The organism is Asanoa sp. WMMD1127 (genome assembly GCF_029626225.1).
In the GTDB taxonomy this organism is placed as follows: Bacteria; Actinomycetota; Actinomycetes; order Mycobacteriales; family Micromonosporaceae; genus Asanoa.
In genome coordinates, this window is the sequence record NZ_JARUBP010000001.1 from 7,007,280 (window position 1) to 7,024,816 (window position 17,537).

Annotated in this window: 23 protein-coding genes; 13 read left to right on the top strand and 10 right to left on the bottom strand. The window is 74.0% G+C overall.

Translation table 11 applies throughout. From position 1 onward, the window contains the following. Nucleotides 1-27 precede the first annotated feature (27 nt). The 10 genes from O7635_RS33470 to O7635_RS33515 all read left to right on the top strand — a co-directional run bounded on the left by O7635_RS33470 (nt 28) and on the right by O7635_RS33515 (nt 7,623). Nucleotides 28-822, top strand: coding sequence for a thioesterase family protein (locus O7635_RS33470; protein ID WP_278084494.1), 795 nt, complete (start codon nt 28-30; stop codon nt 820-822). Between the two features lie 62 nt (nt 823-884). Continuing rightward, complete coding sequence (locus tag O7635_RS33475) at nt 885-1,475, top strand: TetR/AcrR family transcriptional regulator (RefSeq protein ID WP_278084495.1); 591 nt, start codon at nt 885-887, stop codon at nt 1,473-1,475. A gap of 64 nt (nt 1,476-1,539) precedes the next feature. Beyond that, nucleotides 1,540-2,217 carry a TIGR04222 domain-containing membrane protein gene (locus O7635_RS33480; protein ID WP_278084496.1) on the top strand — a complete coding sequence of 226 codons (678 nt, stop codon included), beginning with the start codon at nt 1,540-1,542 and terminating at the stop codon, nt 2,215-2,217. Between the two features lie 108 nt (nt 2,218-2,325). Next, on the top strand, nt 2,326-3,234 hold the full coding sequence (locus O7635_RS33485) for a TIGR04222 domain-containing membrane protein (RefSeq protein WP_278084497.1): 909 nt from the start codon (nt 2,326-2,328) through the stop codon (nt 3,232-3,234). Continuing rightward, nucleotides 3,231-4,130 (top strand): TIGR04222 domain-containing membrane protein, encoded by a 900-nt coding sequence (locus O7635_RS33490; RefSeq protein ID WP_278084498.1) that lies wholly within the window; start codon nt 3,231-3,233, stop codon nt 4,128-4,130. Before O7635_RS33485 ends, O7635_RS33490 begins: the two co-directional genes overlap by 4 nt. Further along, on the top strand, nt 4,127-4,942 hold the full coding sequence (locus O7635_RS33495) for a DUF692 domain-containing protein (RefSeq protein WP_278084499.1): 816 nt from the start codon (nt 4,127-4,129) through the stop codon (nt 4,940-4,942). The genes O7635_RS33490 and O7635_RS33495 overlap by 4 nt, the downstream gene beginning before the upstream one ends. Beyond that, nucleotides 4,939-5,352 carry a hypothetical protein gene (locus O7635_RS33500; protein WP_278084500.1) on the top strand — a complete coding sequence of 138 codons (414 nt, stop codon included), beginning with the start codon at nt 4,939-4,941 and terminating at the stop codon, nt 5,350-5,352. The genes O7635_RS33495 and O7635_RS33500 overlap by 4 nt, the downstream gene beginning before the upstream one ends. Beyond that, complete coding sequence (locus tag O7635_RS33505) at nt 5,325-5,942, top strand: ABC transporter ATP-binding protein (RefSeq protein ID WP_278084501.1); 618 nt, start codon at nt 5,325-5,327, stop codon at nt 5,940-5,942. The genes O7635_RS33500 and O7635_RS33505 overlap by 28 nt, the downstream gene beginning before the upstream one ends. Further along, entirely contained in the window at nt 5,939-7,330 is a 1,392-nt protein-coding gene (locus O7635_RS33510) for a DUF6297 family protein (RefSeq protein ID WP_278084502.1), read from the top strand. The genes O7635_RS33505 and O7635_RS33510 overlap by 4 nt, the downstream gene beginning before the upstream one ends. Before the next feature lie 2 nt (nt 7,331-7,332). Next, on the top strand, nt 7,333-7,623 hold the full coding sequence (locus O7635_RS33515; protein WP_278084503.1) for a hypothetical protein: 291 nt from the start codon (nt 7,333-7,335) through the stop codon (nt 7,621-7,623). Nucleotides 7,624-7,630: 7 nt separating this feature from the next. On the opposite strand, the gene O7635_RS33520 is transcribed toward O7635_RS33515, so the two are convergent. From O7635_RS33520 to O7635_RS33540, 5 genes are all read right to left on the bottom strand, one after another. Further along, nucleotides 7,631-8,038, bottom strand: coding sequence for a TA system VapC family ribonuclease toxin (locus tag O7635_RS33520; RefSeq protein ID WP_278084504.1), 408 nt, complete (start codon nt 8,036-8,038; stop codon nt 7,631-7,633). Beyond that, entirely contained in the window at nt 8,035-8,265 is a 231-nt protein-coding gene (locus tag O7635_RS33525; RefSeq protein ID WP_278084505.1) for an antitoxin, read from the bottom strand. Before O7635_RS33525 ends, O7635_RS33520 begins: the two co-directional genes overlap by 4 nt. A 66-nt stretch (nt 8,266-8,331) precedes the next feature. Next, a complete protein-coding gene (mug, locus tag O7635_RS33530; protein WP_278084506.1) occupies nt 8,332-8,877 on the bottom strand; it encodes a G/U mismatch-specific DNA glycosylase in 546 nt (181 codons plus the stop codon). Then, a complete protein-coding gene (locus O7635_RS33535) occupies nt 8,874-9,635 on the bottom strand; it encodes an SDR family oxidoreductase (protein WP_278084507.1) in 762 nt (253 codons plus the stop codon). The genes mug and O7635_RS33535 overlap by 4 nt, the downstream gene beginning before the upstream one ends. Nucleotides 9,636-9,695: 60 nt before the next feature. Further along, complete coding sequence (locus tag O7635_RS33540; protein WP_278084508.1) at nt 9,696-10,226, bottom strand: helix-turn-helix domain-containing protein; 531 nt, start codon at nt 10,224-10,226, stop codon at nt 9,696-9,698. Nucleotides 10,227-10,278: 52 nt separating this feature from the next. Here O7635_RS33540 and O7635_RS33545 point away from each other — a divergent pair, with 52 nt between their 5' ends. Next, nucleotides 10,279-11,145: an alpha/beta hydrolase gene (locus O7635_RS33545; protein WP_278084509.1), complete on the top strand. Its 867-nt coding sequence runs from the start codon at nt 10,279-10,281 to the stop codon at nt 11,143-11,145. Here the strand turns inward: O7635_RS33545 and O7635_RS33550 are convergent. Continuing rightward, nucleotides 11,126-11,896, bottom strand: coding sequence for a helix-turn-helix transcriptional regulator (locus tag O7635_RS33550; RefSeq protein WP_278085637.1), 771 nt, complete (start codon nt 11,894-11,896; stop codon nt 11,126-11,128). The genes O7635_RS33545 and O7635_RS33550 overlap by 20 nt on opposite strands. 120 nt (nt 11,897-12,016) lie before the next feature. Between O7635_RS33550 and O7635_RS33555 the strand changes: the two genes are divergently transcribed. After that, a complete protein-coding gene (locus O7635_RS33555) occupies nt 12,017-12,385 on the top strand; it encodes a nuclear transport factor 2 family protein (RefSeq protein ID WP_278084510.1) in 369 nt (122 codons plus the stop codon). Between the two features lie 140 nt (nt 12,386-12,525). Here O7635_RS33555 and O7635_RS33560 read toward each other — a convergent pair whose 3' ends face one another. Beyond that, the gene (locus O7635_RS33560) at nt 12,526-13,272 is read right to left on the bottom strand and encodes a prolyl oligopeptidase family serine peptidase (RefSeq protein ID WP_278084511.1); all 747 of its coding nucleotides are present in this window, start codon (nt 13,270-13,272) and stop codon (nt 12,526-12,528) included. A gap of 88 nt (nt 13,273-13,360) precedes the next feature. On the opposite strand from O7635_RS33560, the gene O7635_RS33565 reads away from it, so the two are divergent. Continuing rightward, complete coding sequence (locus O7635_RS33565) at nt 13,361-14,317, top strand: LysR family transcriptional regulator (RefSeq protein WP_278084512.1); 957 nt, start codon at nt 13,361-13,363, stop codon at nt 14,315-14,317. 54 nt (nt 14,318-14,371) lie between these two features. On the opposite strand, the gene O7635_RS33570 is transcribed toward O7635_RS33565, so the two are convergent. The 3 genes from O7635_RS33570 to O7635_RS33580 form a co-directional block, all read right to left on the bottom strand. Then, nucleotides 14,372-16,312 (bottom strand): ABC transporter ATP-binding protein, encoded by a 1,941-nt coding sequence (locus O7635_RS33570; RefSeq protein WP_347405352.1) that lies wholly within the window; start codon nt 16,310-16,312, stop codon nt 14,372-14,374. A 107-nt stretch (nt 16,313-16,419) separates the two neighbouring features. After that, a complete protein-coding gene (locus O7635_RS33575) occupies nt 16,420-17,172 on the bottom strand; it encodes an enoyl-CoA hydratase/isomerase family protein (protein WP_278084513.1) in 753 nt (250 codons plus the stop codon). Nucleotides 17,173-17,209: 37 nt separating this feature from the next. Next, nucleotides 17,210-17,437 carry a helix-turn-helix domain-containing protein gene (locus tag O7635_RS33580; RefSeq protein ID WP_085066491.1) on the bottom strand — a complete coding sequence of 76 codons (228 nt, stop codon included), beginning with the start codon at nt 17,435-17,437 and terminating at the stop codon, nt 17,210-17,212. Nucleotides 17,438-17,537 lie beyond the last annotated feature (100 nt).

A 17,537-nucleotide genomic window follows, 5' to 3' on the forward strand; every position in this document is an offset into this window, starting at 1 on the left:
CGGCATCCTACGGCGAGAATCGGTCCCGTGGACGACGCCTTCTACCGGCCGACCGGTGACCCGTCCGTGTTCGAGTCGACCCCACTCACCCAGGGCCCGTGGGGCGCGGGGCTGCAGCACGCCGGTCCCCCGTCGGCGCTGCTGGCCCGGGCCATCGAGGCCCTGCCCAGCACTGTGGCCGGCGAGCCGCACCTGGCCCGGCTGACCGTCGAGATCCTGGGCGCCGTGCCGGTCGCCGAGCTGACGGTGACGGCCGCCGTGGTGCGACCGGGCCGTTCGGTCGAGCTCGTCGAGGCGACCGCCGCCGCCGGCGGCCGGACCGTGCTGACCGCCCGCGGCTGGCGGATCCGGCGCACGCCGCTCGACCTGCCCCGACCGGCCCAGCCCCGGATTGAGCCGGCGCCGATGCGCCCGTCGGCGGCGACCCCGTTCGGCGATCCGGCATGGCGGGCGGGCTACCTCGGCGCGGTGGAGTGGCGGTTCATCTCCGGCCATTTCGAGAAGCCCGGGCCCGCGCTGGTCTGGGCCCGCCCCAAGGTGCCGCTGGTGGCCGGCCAGGCGATGTCGCCGATGCAGCGGCTCGTGGCGCTGGCCGACTCCGGCAACGGGCTGAGCCGGGTGCTCGACATGGCCACCTGGTGGTTCATCAACACCGACCTCACGCTGCACCTGCACCGGCCGCCGGAGGGCGAGTGGATGTGCGTACGGGCGCGGACGACGCTGTCCGGCGGCGGCACCGGGGTGGCCACGACGCTGCTCTACGACGAGCACGGCGCGGTGGGGCACGGGGCGCAGGCGCTGCTGGTCGGGCCGCGGACATGACGCCGACACGCAAGCCGTACGTACGGATTGCATGACGGAGGGCCACCTGACACGATCGACGGGTGCCGCGCGTGAGCCAGAACCAGCTCGACGCCCGCCGCCACGAGATCCTGGCGGCGGCGCGGGCCGCGTTCGCCCGTTACGGCTACGAGGGTGCCACGGTTCGGCGGCTGGAAGAGGAAACCGGGCTGTCCCGGGGCGCCATCTTCCACCATTTCCGTGACAAGGACTCCCTGTTCCTCGCCGTCGCCGAGGACGACGCGGCCGCGATGGTCGCCACGGTGGCCCGCAACGGCCTGGTCCAGGTGATGCGCGACCTGCTCGCCCAGGCCGCGTCGCCCGACACCACCGGCTGGCTCGGCAGCCAGCTCGAGGTGTCCCGGCGGTTGCGCACCGACCCCGAGTTCGCCAAGCGCTGGGCGGTGCACTCCGCCGCGATCGCCGAGGCCACCCGCGACCGGCTGGCCCGGCAGCGGGCCGCCGGGGTGCTCCGCGACGACGTCGACCTCGACGTGCTGGCCCAGTTCCTCGAGCTGGCCTACGACGGGCTCGTGCTGCACCTGGCGATGGGCCGCCCGGCCGGCGACCTCGGCCCCGTGCTCGACCTCGTCGAGGAGGCCGTCCGCCAGGCCAGCCGTCCGGTTCGCGACTGACCCGTCGCGCTCTGGCGCGCCGGCTCCACACTGGGCGCGTCCGCGCGCGAGACGGGAGCCCGCGATGACGCACCTGCGCTACCTCGGTGCGGCGGTGGCCGCGATCGTGCTGACCAAGCTCGTGCGGGTGGTGGTGGGGCAGGGGCGGCTGACCCGCCCCGGGCCGTCGCATCCGCAGCAGGTGGGCTACCTGCGGGACGGCGTGTCGGCCGCGGTCTACGCGACGTTGGCCGGGCTGCGGCAGGCGGGCGCGATCGGCGCGGGGCCGGAGACCCGGCTGCACCGGACCGGGCCGCTGCCGGCGGGCGCGACCCCGCTCGACGCGGCCGTCCACCACGCCGCGGCGGGCGGCCCACGGGTGCGCAACGTCGGCGCCGCCCGGCTCTGGACCGATCGCAGCGACGGCTTGACCTTCCTGGTCGTGGCCAGCCTCGTCTGGATGACGTTCAGCCTGTTCCGCCCGTTGGGGCGCACCCGGGCGGGTGATCGTCTCCTCGACCGGCTGCGGCGGGAGCACGCCTACCTGGCACCGAGCCAGACGCCGAGCTACGCGACGTACGGGCCGGCGGGCGCGGCGCTGGCTGTGGCGCTGTTCGGGCTGGCGGCGCTGGTCCACCTGGATCCCGCGTTCGCCACCGAGGCAGAGCTTCAGGCGCTGGCCCGCAAGCCGGAGGACGGCGGCTCCTGCGGCGGGGGCGGCGGCGGTTGCGGTGGCGGTGACTGCGGCGGCTGCGGTGACTGACGGATTTACCCCGCCGTTACCTACGGCGCGATCGAGTGACCTTCCACGCTGTGGCGGGGGCACTCCACAATGGGCGCAACGGGCCCTGCGACCTCGGGAGACGACACGATGGCAGACACCTGGGGCATCTCCGGCCCCACCTTCCTGGGGATCTACGTGGCGCTGGTGGTCGCCGCCATCGTCGTGACCGCGATCGTCCGCTCCATGCTGTCCCGCGGGCCGGACTCCGGCTGGCCGAACCTCGCGCCGGAACAGGTGGCGTTCCTCAACGGCGGGCCGCTGCTGACCACGTACACCACGCTCGGTGGTCTGCGCCGGGCCGGCGCGATCGGCGCGAACCCCGACCGCACGCTGGTGCCGACCGGCCCGCTGCCGGCCGGTTCGACGCCGCTCGACACGGCCGTCTACAACGCCGCCGGCAAGCGGCTGCGGACCCGTCAGCTCTCCGGCGACCCCTGGGTGACCAGCGCGCTCGACGACATCCGCACCCGCCTCGAACGGGACGGGCTGCTGCTCTCGCGCGGACAGCGGCGGCTGTCCCGGCTGGCGGCGCTCCTGCTGCTGCCGGTGGTCCTGCTGGGCGCGGCGCGGATCTCGGCCGGGCTCGCCAACGACCGCCCGGTCGGCTTCCTGACACTGCTGGTCATCGTCTCGGTGATCTGGATGCTGATCAGCCTGACCCGGGCGAAGTCGCGCACCAAGGCGGGCACGCGGGCCCTGGCCGGGCTGCGCACCCAGCACCGGTACCTGGCGCCGGGCGAGGCGCCGAGCTACGCCACCTACGGCGCCGGCACGACGGCGATGGGCGTCGCGCTGTTCGGCGCGTCGACGCTGTTCCTGCTCGACCCGGCGTTCGCCGAGGAGGCCGAGATCAACCGGCAGGTCGCCGGCGGCTCGGGCGGCGACGGCGGCGCGAGCTACAGCGGCGACTCGGGCGGCAGCGGCAGCTCGTGCAGCGGCGGCAGCTCCTGCGGAGGCGGGGGTGGCTGCGGCGGCGGAGGCGGGTGCGGCGGATGACCCCGTTCGTCGCGCTCTACCTGGCGCTCGGGGCCGCCGCGATCGGCGCCACCGCGGTCGTCCGCTGGTGGATCGCCCGCGGCCCGGTCGGCGAGCCGCACCACGAACGGATCGGCCCGGAGGAAGCGGCCTACCTCAACGGCGGCCGGCGGCTGGCCACGTACGCCGCCGTCGGGAAGCTGCGCCGGTGCGGCGCGATCGGCACCCGACCGGACGGCGCCCTCGACCGGACCGGCCCGATGCCCATGGCCTCGACCGCGTTGGACAACGCGCTCTGGACCGCGGCCGGCCTGCACCGAAGGGTCAGCGACCTGGCCCGCGAGCGGTCGGTGGGCCGCGCGCTCGACGACGTGCGCAGCGGCTTGGAAAGCGCCGGACTGCTGCCTTCCACCCGGCGGCGCTGGCTGTCCCGGCTGGCCGCGATCCTGGTCCTTCCGGTGCTCGCGCTCGGTGCCGTGCACGTGCTGCGGGCGGCGGAGGCCGACCGGCCGTTCGCGTGGGTGGTCGCGATCAGTTTCGTGCTGGTCTACTGGCTGGTCTGGAGCCTCAACCGAACGCCGGGGTCCACCCTGGCCGCGCGGCGGACGCTGGAGGCGCTGCGGTCCCGGCACCATCACCTGGCCCCCGGCCAGGCGCCGAGCTACGCGACCTACGACGCCTCGGCCGCGGCAATGGGTGTCGCGCTGTTCGGCGCGCCCGCGCTGCGCCAGGTGGCCCCCGAGTTCGCCACCAAGCAGGAGGTCCGGCGGTCGTGGGCCGGGACGTGGCTGTCGACGGGGCCGACCGGGGCGGTCGGCTTCGGCAGCGCCAGCTGCGGCGGCTACGGCGCCGACTCCGGCGGCGGGAGTTCCGGTGGGGGCGGGGGCTGCGGCGGCGGAGGGGGTGGCGGGTCGTGACCGACTACGGCGTGGGAATCGGCTGGCGGCCGGAGATCGCCGGATTCGTCGCCGAACTGCCCGGCCTGCGGTTCGTCGAGGTGGTCGCCGAGTCGGTGCACGACCATGCGCCGGTGCCGCCCGGGCTCGCGGACCTGCGGGCCAGGGGCGTCGCGGTGGTGCCGCACGGGGTCCGGCTGTCGCTCGGCGGGGCCGAGCCGGTCGAGCCCGCGCGGGTCACCCACCTCGCCACCGTCGCCGAGCGGCTCGACGCGCCGCTGGTCAGCGAGCACATCGCGTTCGTCCGCGCCGGCGGTGTCGAGGCCGGTCACCTGCTGCCCCTGCCCCGCAGCCGGGAGGCGGTCGACGCGGTCGTGGCCAACGTCGCGCGTACGCGGGCCGAACTGCCCGTCCCGATCGCCCTCGAGCCGATCGCGGCGATCTTCGACTGGCCCGACGACGAGCTGACCGAGGCGCAGTTCCTCACCGAGATCCTCGAGCGCACCGAGGCGCTGCTGCTGCTCGACATCGCCAACGTCTACGCGAACGCCCGCAACCGGGGCACCGACCCGCTGGAGCTGCTCGACGCGCTGCCGCTGGACCGGATCGCCTACTGCCATGTCGCCGGCGGCGCCGAGGCCGGCGGGATCTACCACGACACGCACACCGACGCCGTGCCCGAGCCGGTGCTGGCGCTGGTGGCGGAGCTGTGCGCCCGTCGCCGGCCGCCGGCGCTGCTGCTCGAGCGCGACGGCGCGTACCCGGCCGCCGACGCCCTGCGGGCCGAGCTCGACGCGATCGCCAAGGCCTCCGGCTACCCGGCGGTCACGTGACCGGCGACCTCGCGGCCCGCCAGGCGGCGCTGGTCGCCACGCTCACCTCCGGCGCGCCCGTACCGCCCGGTTTCGATCCGCGGCTCGTCGGCGCGGCCCGGGCGGCGCTGCTGCGCAAGCGGGCCGGCGAGGTCGCCAAGGCGTGGCCGATGCTGGCCGCGGCGCACGGCGAGCGGTGGCGGACCGTGTTCGCGGAGTGGGCGGCCGAACGGCCGACCAACGGCTCGCTGCGGGACGGATGGGACCTGGCGCGGTCGCTCGCCCCGCTGACCGGCGGGGCCGCCGCGGAGCTGGCGGCGCGGGAGGCGGCCTGGCGCTACGACGGCGCGGGCGCCCCGGTGCCGCGCGGCCGGCTGGCCGGCTTCTGGAAGAGTGGGCGGCTGTGGACGCGCTTTCGGTCGACGGGCTGACCCGCCGGTTCGGCAATCTCGTCGTCCTCGACGGGGTCAGCTTCACCGTCGAGCCGGGCCAGGTGGGCGCCGTGCTGGGCGCCAACGGCTCGGGCAAGACGACGCTGCTGCGCTGCGTCATCGGCGCCGACCGGCCCGACGCGGGCGTGGTCACCATCGGCGGGCGGCGGGTCTACGAGACCGACGCCTGGGCCCGCGCGATCATGGCGGCGGCGCTCGACGACATCGACTTCTTCCCCGACCTGTCGGTGGCCGAGCACCTGACCCTGCTGGCCTACGCCCACGGTGACGGCGGCGACCCGGTCGACGGCGTGCTCGACGAGCTGGGCCTGACGCCGGCTCGTGACCAGCTGCCGATCACCCTCTCCAGCGGGCAGCGGCGCCGCCTCGCGCTGGCCTCGTGCCTGGTCCGGCCGCGCCGCGTGCTGATCCTCGACGAGCCCGAGCAGCGGCTCGACGTCGACGGCCGGGCGTGGCTGACCGACCGGCTCCTGCGGGAGAAGGCGGCCGGCACCGCGGTGCTGATGGCCTCGCACGACGCCGAGCTGGTGGACGCCGTCGCCGACGTGCGGATCGGCATCGGCGGGTGACGGCGACCGCCCTGGTCCCGCCGCCGGGCGCGGCGCCGCCACCGGCCGGCGAGCTGAAGGCCCGCCTGCGCCGCGCCCGCCGCCGGCACCGCGACCACTCGATCGGCGACCTGCTGACCGACCTCTACATGATCGCGTTCCTGATCGCGATCTACGGCTGGGCCGGCGTCGACGCGGTCAGCGGCTTCCTCCACCGGCAGGTGGCGGCGGCGCCGGCGGACCCGGGCGCGCGCTACTGGATCGGGATCGGCGCCTCGGTGGCGTTGGCCGGGTTCGTCTGGCAGGGCCTGACCGCGGTCGGGCCGCTCCAGGTGGGTCCGGCGGTGCAGAGCTGGGTGGCGAGCACGCCGCTGTCGCGCCGGGCGCTGCTGGCGCCGCGGTTCGCGGGGCTGGCCCTGGCGGCGGCCGGCGGCGCGGCGGTCCTGGGCGCGACGGCGGCGGCGATCGGGCGCTCCGGCGACTACGTGTGGGCGGCGGTGGCCGGGCTCGCCTGGGGTGTGGTGTTCGCCGCCGGGGCCGTGACCGCGCAGGCCGGTCGTCGCCTGCGCTGGCCGGCGCTCGTGCTCGCCGGCGCCGGCGGGCTGATCGTGCTGGTGGTGGTGCTGCCTCTCGTCGACGTCGCGGCGCCGGGTTTCGCCGTGCTGCCCGCGGTCGCGGTGGCCGGCGTCCTTCCGGCGGTGGCGCTGCTGGTGCTCGCGGTGCGGGCGCTGCCCCGGATCGACCGGGCCTCGCTGTCGACCGGCGCGCGGTTCGCCTCGGCCGCGTCGTCCGCGGTGCTGCTGCTCGACCCGTCGATGCTGGCCGCGGTGGTCGAGAACGAGCGCTGGCGCGCCGTCGGCCGGGTCCGCAGCGGCCGGTTCGCGCGCGGCCCGCGCTGGTGGGTGCTGCTCCAGGCCGACGTCCGCCGGATCGGCCGCAACCGCGCCGCGATCGGCTGGTGGGCGGTGCTCATCCTCGCCGTGTACGCCGTCCAGGTCGCCCTCCCCGCCGTGGCCGCCTCGGTCCAGGTGATCGCCGCGTACCTGGCGGCCGACCGGTTCGCCGGCGGCCTGCGCGGCATCTCCCGCTCGGCCGGCCTGCGCCGCGCGCTCGGTGGCAGCGACGCCGGCCTCAAGCTCACGCACCTGCTCGTACCCACCGTCGTCGCGGCCCTGTGGTGGCTCGCGACCCTGCCGGCGGTCGGCGCGGGACCGCTGTGGCTGCCCCCGCTCCTGGTCGCCGGCGTGGCCGCGACGGTCTACCGCTCGGCGACCCGCGGCCCGATGGTCTACGGCGGCGCGGTCGCCGAAACCCCGATGGGCGCGGTCCCCGTCGGCCTGATCCGCCAGGTCGTCCGCGGCCCGGACCTGCTCTTCGTGATCGTGGCGATCCAACTGCTGGTGAGGTGACGATGAACCCCGATGAGGTACGCACGGCGGTCGACGAGTTCGCGACGCGGATCGACGCGCTCGGGCCGCCGTCCGGCGCCCCGGTCGCGGTCGAGGTGGAGCTGAGCCCGGCAGCGGCGAAGGCGCTGGTCGAAGCGCTGCGCTCATGGCACGACCCGCGCGACCAAGGCTCCTGCGCCCAGTGCGGTACGGGCCGCCTCGACGAGACCTTCACCTGCGTCAGCTGCGGCCAACCGGCGGGCCTCTTCGGCCAACTCGTCCGCGAACGCCTCGCCCGCCACCGCACCGACTAGCGGCCGGCTAGCGCCGCGGATCGGTTGGCAGCAGATCGGCGATGTCGTGGTGCAACTTGGCGAGGCCCTGATCGAAGGTCGCGAGGCGACCGCGCCGCGAACGTGCCTGATAGGCGAGGTAGGCGTCGGTGACCTGGCGATGCCCGATGACACCGCGCATGGGAACCGCTTCGAACGGGATGTCGTCAGGCCAGAACTCATGACGAGGATGAGCGGTCAGGGACGAGAGCAATCCCGTCGCCGTTACCGCTGTCGCACCGTGTCTCAGCACGAGGCGGATCAAGCCGCCCTGCGTGATCGGGCACGTGGCGAAGCCTTCGTCGTTGGCCGCGAACCAGGCTTCCGCCGAGTCGTGGTGCACGTGGTCGGCGGTCAGGAGTGCGATGAGGACGTTGGTGTCGAGCAGCACCGTCACGTGTCCGGGTCCTCCATCGATCGCACGTTCTCACTGGTGATGGGGAAGCCGAGCCGGATAACCGGAAGGCCGGTCACCGGGCTGCGTGAGACTTCTTGAGCCTCGCCTTGACCCAACCCCCGACGCATCAGGTCGGCGACCGTCTCGCTGAGACTGCGCCGGGTGTCCCGCGCGATGGAGAGCGCGAGCTGATGTAGGTCATCGGGCAGGTCAATGGTGGTGCGCATGCGAGAAGCGTACATCTCTGCATCATGATGCACTGATGTTGGATCGCCGTTGCTTGATCAAAGTAGCTAGCCGGCTGCTTCGCGGAGCTTCGCGAACTCGGCTGTCAGGGCCGGGAGTTGGAAGTGGGCGTTCAGGCCGCTCGGGTTCGGCAGGATCCAGAGCTTCGCCGGGCCCGCGTGCTCCGGTTGCGGGCCGACCGTGGCCTTGGGGCGGCCGAAGGCCGTCCGGTAGGCCGTCACGCCCAGGATCGCGATCCAGTGTGGACGCCAGCGCGTGGCCTTGGCGGCCAGGGCCGCTCCGCCGGCGGTCAGTTCGGCGGGCGTCAGCTCGTCGGCGCGGGCGCTGGCCCGGTCGACGATGTTGGTGATGCCCAGGCCCGCGTCCAGAAGGGACAGTTGCTCGGCCGGGTCGAGCTGGCGGTCGGTGAAGCCCGAGCGGTGCAGGGCCGGCCAGAACCGGTTGCCCGGGCGGGCGAAATGGTGGCCGGTCGCCGCCGACCAGAGGCCCGGGTTGATGCCGCAGAACAGCACGCGCAGTCCCGGCGCGATGACGTCCGGGATCGTCCTGTCGGCCGCGGCCGCCAGGTCGGCCTTGGTGGGGCGGGCGTTCACAGGGCGCGGATCAGCCCGCCGTCGACGGCGATCGCCGAACCGGTCACATAGGACGCCGCCGGCGACAGCAGGAAGGCCGCCGCCCGGCCGAACTCCGCGGCGTCGCCGATGCGGCGCAGCGGGATGTCGTCGGCCGCGGTCGCGCTCGGGCGGGTGGGATCGTCGGGGTCGCCGTAGACGGCCCGCGTGCGGTCGGTGAGGAAACGACCCGGGAGCAGGCTCACCACGCGTACGCCGCGCGGGCCCAGCTCGTCGGCCATGTCCTTGGCGACACCGACCAGGCCCGGGCGGAAGCCGTTGGAGATGCCGAGGTTCGCGATCGGGGTGCGGGCCGACGACGAGAGCACGAGGCCGATCGCGCCTCCTGGTCGGAGCGCCGCCGCGATCACCCGGGCCGTGCGGACAGCGCCCAGGAAGACCGTCTCGAACGACGTGCGCCAGTCGGCGTCGGAGGTGCCCAGGGCCGTGCCGGGCGGCGGGCCGCCGACTGAGAGCAGGGCCCCGTCGAGCCGGCCGAACGCCTCTCGAGCGAGGGCCACCAGGCGGGCGGCGGTGTTCTCCTCGGCCAGGTCGGCCACGAGGCCCTGGACCTTGCCGAGCCCGCCGAGCTCGGCGACCGCCGCGTCGACCTTGTCGGCGTCGCGGGACGAGACGACCACCCTGGCGCCCTCTTCGACGAGGCAGCGGGCCGTCGCGAAGCCGAGGCCGCGGGTGGCGCCGGTCAGCACGTACACGCGGTCAGCCAGGCCGAGGTCCATGCCAGGGATCCTGCCGCACGGCCCGGCCCGCCACAAACGCTCAGTCGCCGGCCATCGGGCTCAGTCTCCGGAGATTGGGAACAAGATGGGGCTGAGCAGGTGCGGCCGGCGGTCCGGCGCGGGCTCGTTGCCGATCCGGGAGACGAGGGCGGCCCGCATCGCCTCGACCAGGTCGGCGCGTTCCTCGTCGGTGAGCCAGATCGCGTGCTGGCGGAAGCCGACCAGGTCACCGACCGCGTCGGCCTTGCCGGTGGCGAGGTAGCCGTCGAACTCCGCGATCAGCGTCGCCATCGCGGCCGCGAACGCCTGGCGCAGCTCGTCGGGCGAGGCCGCGGCGACCCGGTCGGCCGGGATCGTGGCCCGGTCCCGGCGGAGCCGGTAGCTGCGTTCCACGAAGCCGCGTACCCGTTGCTCGTCGGCGACCTCGATGATCCCCGCGTCGGCGAGCACCGCGACATGCCGGTAGACGGTCGCCTTCGACACGTCCGGCATCCGCTCCACGAGCTGCGCGGTCGTCACCGTGCGGTCGCCGGACAGGGCGTGCACGATCCGCAGCCGCACGGGGTGCACCAGCAACTCGACGGTGTCCACCCGACGATGGTCTCACATTTGACACTGTTCGCAAACGTGCGACTATTAGTCCATGACCAACCTCGGGCACCTCCACCCCGTCGGCGACCGCAAGCTCTGGCTGCACCACGAGCCGGGCGACGCCGCCCCGACGGTGGTCTTCCTCCCCGGCGCGGGCCTGGTCGGGCTCGACTTCCTCGCCGCCCAACGGCGCACGCCGTCCGCGGTGCTCTACGACCGGGCCGGCACGGGCTGGAGCTCGTCCGTCCCGCTCCCGCGCAGCGCCGCCGCCGTGGCCGAGGAGCTCCGCGAGCTGCTGCGGGTGGCGGGCATCGCCGGCCCGGTCATCCTGGCGGGCCACTCGCTGGGCGCGTTCTACGCCCGCCGCTACGCCCAACTGTTCCCGGCCGAGGTCGCCGGGCTGCTGCTGATCGACCCCGGCCACGAGGACATCTTCGACTTCCTGCCGCCCGAGGCGCGCGAGCTGGACGCCGAGATCAAGCGGCAGACCGGCGACCTGCCGGAGTTGACCGACGAGCAACGCCGGATCGCCACCGGCCAGTACGCGCAGCTCTACGCCGAATGGCCGGCCGCCGAGCGGGCGGCGCTGACCGCGTACCACCTCGACCGGTGGCGCATCGCCGTCGACGAGACCCGCAACTTCGACACGGAGATCTACGCGGAGCTGCGCGCCGGCGGCCCGCTGCCCGACGTACCCCTGCTGGTGTTGACCGCCGGCGGCCACAACCCGGTCTGGCAGCACTTCGCCGACGAGGATCTGGTGAGCCGGGCCCACGCGGGCATCGACGCCATGCACCGCGCGATGGTCGCGGCCGTGCCGCGCGGCGAGCACCAGGTCGTCCCGGGCGCCGCGCACGGTTACCTGCCGATCCAGCACCCGGCCGCGATCGCCGACGCGGTCAGCCGGCTGCGGCCGTGAGCGCCTCGGTGGTCGCGGCGTCGGCCGGGAAGAACGCCTCGACGGCGAGCCCGGCCACCGTGACGTCCCTCGGGGTCCCGAACAGCGTCGTCGTGCTGATGAACGACAGGTCGCGATAGCGCAGCGGCACCACGACGCTGGCCGCGCCGCCGGTGGTCGCCGTCCCGCCACCGGGATAGCCGGCCAGCTCCTCGTGCAGCGCGTGCAGCACGGGGTCGTTGGTCGTGGCGGCCTGCTGCCGCAACCGATGCAGCAGGTGGGCGCGCCACTCGGGCAGGTTGGCGATCCCCGGCGCCATGCCGTCGGGATGCAGGCTGAGCCGCAACACGTTGACCGGCGGCGCCAGCAGGTGCGCCGCCGCGCCGTCGGTGAACAACCCGACCGCCGCGTTGGCGTCGACGAGGTGCCAGTGCTGGTCGACCAGCGCCGCGGGAAAGGGCCCGTGCCCGTCGAGGATCTGCCGCACCGCCGCCCGCACCGGCGCGAGCTCAGGATCACCCAACTCATGCCGGGGGTACGCCGGCGCGTGTCCCCCGGCGAGCAGGATCGTGTTGCGCTCGGCGAGCGGGATGTCCAACTCCTCCGCGAGCCGCAGGATCAGCTCGGGGCTCGGCCGCGACCGCCCGGTCTCCACGAAGCTCAGGTGCCGGGTGGAGATCCCCGTCTCGACGGAGAGGTCGAGCTGACTCATCCGCCGGCTGCGGCGCCAGTCGCGCAGCAGCTCGCCGACCGGTCGCGCGGGCCTGGTCATCGTGGTCACAGCGTCGACGCTAACGACCCGGCGGGGGCCGGACCATTACCTCGGAGGTAATCGACAGTCGTCCGCGGCCGCGGCGATCATCGACCTCACCGATCAACGAGGAGGCTTCCGATGACCACGACCTACACCGACCTGGCCGAGCGCTACATCGCCGTCTGGAACCAGACCGACCCGGTCAAGCGCCGCGCCGACATCGAGGCCCTGTGGGCGCCCGGCGGCCGTTACGTCGACCCGCTGGCGTCGGCGGAGGGCCGCGACGCGATCGACGCGACCATCGCCGCGGTGCAGAACCAGTTCCCGGGCATGGTGTTCACGCTGTCTGGCCCGATCGACGGCCACCACAACCAGGTGCGCTTCGCGTGGGAGCTCGGCCCGGCGGGCGCCGAGGCCCCGATCGCCGGCTTCGACGTCGCCACCACCGACGACAACGGCCAGCTCGACCAGGTGCTCGGCTTCCTGGACCGGGTGCCCACGGCCTGACACGGCCTCGAATTGACGGCCGGCGCGCGCCAACGACCGCGGGCGCCGGCCGTCTCCGCCGAGCCGACCTGCCGCACAGCTGTCGCCTGTCGCCGGTTGTCGGTGACGGGCTTCGGCCGGCGGCGGGACGGCGTCGGCGATCAGGTGAGGTGCCGGGCCAGCCAGCCGGTCACCGCCGCGTCGACCTCGGCCGCATGTGTCACCGGCGTGTGTCCCATACCCGGCACGTGCACCAGCGACGCCCGCCCGGCCGGCAGCGCCTGCCAGAGCTTCTCCGCCGGTACGCGCAGCCCGGGCTCGTCGTCCTCCTCGCCGACGACGAGCAGCACCGGAGTCGACAGCTCGTCCGCGCGGGCGACGAAGTCGAACCGCTCGGCCATCGCGGTGCTCGACGCGCTCCACGGGTACGCCATCCCGAACGCCCGCTCGTTCGCCGTCACCAGCCCGCTGAGCTGGACCACCGGGCTGATCAGGGCCGTCGCGCGGGCGGGCGCGCCGGCGGCGAGCACCTGCTGCGCCACCAGCGCGCCGATCGAGCCGCCGACCAGGGCGAGCCGGTCGTCGACGGGCAGCCGCGATCGCAGCTCAGCCAGCACGGCCGGGAACTCCTCCGCCGCGAGCCTCACGATCGGCTCGAAGACGTTGGCCACGACGTCGCTGAAGTCCGGACCGCCAGGCGGCGTGCGATCGCCGGTCAGTGGCAGGCCGAGATAGACCCGCCACGCGTCGAGCCCGGCGAGCGGCAGCAGCGCCGCCATCCGCGCCGGGTCGGCCGGCTCGTCGAGCAGGTGCCACGCCACCACCAGCGCAGCCGGGCGGGACGGGTCCTGCGGCGCCAGGACAGTGATCGGGACGCCGGCCGCGGTGTCGTGCTGTACAGGTGTCATGCCGGTAGCACACCGCGCAGGACCGTTCGGTGTCGAACAACTCTGTCCGGCGGTTGGACAACCGACGGTTGTCATGCAAGGTGGGGGCGTGGAACTGGACCTGGCGCAGGTGCGCGCGTTCATCGCCGTGGCGCGACAACTGCACTTCGGCCGGGCGTCGAGCGAGCTGTTCCTGACCCAGCAGGCGCTGTCGAAGCGGATCCAGCGGCTGGAGGCGGCGCTCGGCGAGCAGCTGCTGCTCCGGCAGCACCAGCGGGTGCAGCTCACGCCGGCCGGCGAGCGGTTCCTGCCCCACGCGCAGACACTGCTCGACGCCGCACGCGACGCCGTCGACGCCGTCCGGCAGCGCCCGGCTCCGTTGCGGGTCGACGTGTGGGGTCCGGTGCACCGCCCGCTGCGGCTGGTGCGGCAGTTCGCCGACGAGCAGCCAGGGCTGCTGTTCGAGCTGAGCATGCGGCGCAGCCTCGCCCGGGCACTGGACGCGCTCGGCCGAGGCGAACTCGACGCCGCGTTCGGCCGCCCGCACGACCTGGGACGGCCCTGGCCGGACGGCCTGGCCCGCCGACTGGTTTTCGTGGAGCCGGTGGCCGCCGCCGTGATGGTCGGCCATCCGCTCGCCGACGAGCCCGTGCTCACCGCCCGGCAGCTGAGTGGAACCGGGCTGTGGCTGCCGTTCGACGAGCAGCCGGCGGAACTGCTGGGTCTGCTGCGGGGCTACGCCGCGCACCTCGGCATCCCGGTGCAGACCACCTCGCTCAACCTCGGCGTCGAGCACACCCTCGACGAGCTGCGCCGCCACCCGCATCGGGTCACGCCGGTGGGCGCGGACTGGGCGCTACCCGCGGACATCCGGATGATCCCGCTGTCGCCCGTGCCGTACCTGCCCTGGTCGGTGGTGTGGCGGCCGGACAACCGGCATCCGCTGTTGCCGCACCTGCTCAACCGGCTGGCCGAGCAGGTCGCCGCCGAGCCGGTCGCGATCGACCCGGTCAAGGAGTGGCTGCCGGAACCCGACCTGGCCGACCTGGCTTTGGCCGGCCGCTGACGCGCCGCGGCGCCACGTCACCACCCCGGTGGAGCGGGGGCGCCCGCGGCGGCGTCAGTCGCGGGCCGTGGCGGTGTCCGGGACCGTGACGATGACCTCCGGGTCCAGGTCGTCGGCGGTGTAGGGGGTTGGCGAGTCGGCCACCGCGAACTGGGTCCGGTAGAGCTCCGCGTAGAGCCCGTCTCGCGCCACCAGGTCTTCGTGGCGGCCCTGTTCGACGATGCGGCCGTGGTCGAGGACCAGGATCTGGTCGGCTTCGCGGACGGTGGAGAGACGGTGGGCGATGACCAGCGCCGTGCGGCCCTCCAGGGCCGTCGACAGCGCGCGTTGGACCGCGGCCTCCGACTCCGAGTCGAGGTGGGCCGTGGCTTCGTCGAGGATGACCACCGACGGGGCCTTGAGGAGCAGGCGGGCGATGGCGATGCGCTGCTTCTCGCCGCCGGAGAAGCGGTAGCCGCGTTCGCCGACCATGGTTTCCAGGCCGTCGGGGAGGTCGCGGACCAGGTCGGCGATCTGGGCGCCCGACAGCGCCGCCCAGATCTCGTCGTCGGTGGCGTCCGGTTTCGCGTAGCGCAGGTTCTCGGCGATGGTCTCGTGGAAGAGGTGGGCGTCCTGGGTGACCACGCCGATCGTGTCGCGCAGCGAGTCGAGGGTCGCGTCGCGGACGTCGACGCCACCGACCAGCACCGCGCCCTCGGTGACGTCGTAGACCCGGGAGACCAGCATCGACGTCGTCGACTTGCCGGCGCCGGACGGGCCGACCAGGGCGACCATCTGGCCCGGCCGGACCGTGAAGGAGATGCCGTGCAGCACCGGGTCGGAGACCGTGCGGTCGAGGGTCGCCACGTCTTCGAGGGAGGCCAGCGACACCTCCGCCGCCGACGGGTAGCGGAAGCTCACGTCGCGGAACTCGACCGAGCCGGCCCCGCGGGCGATGGCGACCGCGGACGGCTTCTCGGTGATCGCCGGAGTCAGGTCGAGCACCTCGAAGACCCGGTCGAACGAGACCAGCGCCCCCATCACGTCGACCCGGACGTTGGACAGCGCGGTCAGCGGACCGTAGAGCCGGGTCAGCAGCAACGCCAGCGTGACGACCGTGCCGGCGCTGACCGCCCCGGTCACCGCCAGGTAGCCGCCGAGGCCGTAGGTCAGCGCCTGCGCCAGCGACGCGACCAGCAGCATCGCGACGAAGAAGGTGCGGGAGAACATGGCCTGCTGGATGCCGATGTCACGCACCCGCTCGGCCCGCTCCCCGAACCGGCGCGCCTCGAGCTCGGGCTTGCCGAACAGCTTGACCAGCATCGCGCCGGCCACGCCGAAGCGCTCGGTCATGGTGGCGTTCATCTTGGCGTCGAGGTTGTATGACTCCTTGGTGATCGCGGCCAGCTTCCGCCCGACCCGGCGGGCCGGGATGATGAACAACGGAAGCATGGCCAGCGACAGCAGCGTGATCTGCCAGGAGAGGGTGAACATCACGACCGCGGTGAGCACCAGCTGGATCGTGTTGCTGAGCACGCCCGAGAGCGTGGAGGTGAACGCGCGCTGCGCGCCGAGCACGTCGTTGTTGAGCCGGCTGACCAGCGCGCCGGTCTGCGTGCGGGTGAAGAACGCCAGGGGCATCCGTTGGACGTGGTCGTAGACCCGGGTGCGCAGGTTGAGGATGATGCCCTCGCCGATGCGCGCCGAGTACCACCGTTGGGCGAGCGAGAGCAGCGCGTCGACGACGGCCAGGATCGCGATCAGCACCGCGATGCGGATCACCTCGGCGGCCGCGTCGCCGCCCCCGCCGGTGATCGTGTTGACCACTCGGCCGGCCAGGATGGGCGTCGCCACGCCGATGACGGCGCCGAGCACCACGGTGACCAGGAAGACCGACATGTCGAGGCGGTAGGGCCGGGCGAACCGCATGATCCGCCGCCAGGTCCCGCGGGCGAGCTTGTGGGACGCGATGGACTCACGGTCGCGCTCGGCGCGCAACATGGTCCACGCGTTCATCCCTCCGGGAGAAGTCACCCCGTACCTCCGTGCTGCCGGTCGACGGGGCAAGTCTCCCCGACGGGTACGACAACATTCGGCGTAAACGGGATCTTCCCGAAGGCTCCTTACTCCCCCAACCCGGCCAGATCGCGCAGCCGGCGCACCTGGGCCGCGCGCTCGGCGGCCAACTGCTCCGGCCACGACCGCCCGGCCGCGCCCGCCAGCAGCGCCTTGACCTCCACCGCGGCGTCGCGGGGCGCGGCCAGCAGCGCGGCCACCAGGTCGGACACGGCACCATCGAGATCGGCCCGGGGTACGACCACGGTGGCCAGCCCCAGCCGCAGCGCCTCGTCGGCCCCGATCCGCCGCGCGGTCAGGCAGATCTCCAGCGCGCGGGCATATCCGACCAGCTCCACCAGCCGCTTGGTGCCGGCCAGGTCGGGCACTAGACCCAAGGTGACCTCGGCCATCGTGAGCTGGGCGTCGTCGGCCAGCACCCGCAGGTCGCAGGCGAGCGCGAGCTGGAAGCCGGCGCCGATCGCGTGCCCCTGCACCGCGGCCACGGACACGATGTCGGGCCGGTGCAGCCAGGTGAAACCCTCCTGGGCGGGCCGGATCCGGTCGGCGGCGGCATCGGGAGGCAGCGCGGTGAGCTCGGCGATGAAGGAGGGGCCACCGCCGGAGACGTCGAGACCGGACGAGAACGCCCGGCCCTCGCCCCGCACGACGACCACGCGCACGTCGCCGGGCAGGTCACGACCGATGTCACGCAACGCCGACCACATCGCCGGGGTCTGCGCGTTGAGCACGTCGGGCCGGCGCAACGTCACCGTGGCGACCGGCCCGGCGTGGGTGAGCTCTACGTCGCTGGTGGTCATCGGGCCACGAGCGACAGGAAACCGGGAGGGATGGGGGTCAGGCCTTCTTGCGGCGGCGGGCCCCGCCACGCTGGCGGAGCTGAACGCCCGACTCGGTGAGCACCCGGTGGACGAAACCGTAGGACCGGCCGGTCGAGGCCGCGAGCGCGCGGATGCTCTCACCGGAGGTGTACCGCTTGACCAGGTCCTTGGCCAGCGTCTGCCGCTCGGCCCCGACGATTCGGCGACCCTTCTCAGTGCTGGTGGCTGTGCCGGTGGCTGCCATGTTGATTCCTCACGTCCCAGACTGTGCGGTTTCATGCGGTCCCACCTATTAGACCGCCTCGGACGATCATGCGCTAGATATCAACTCTTCGCCAACCGAC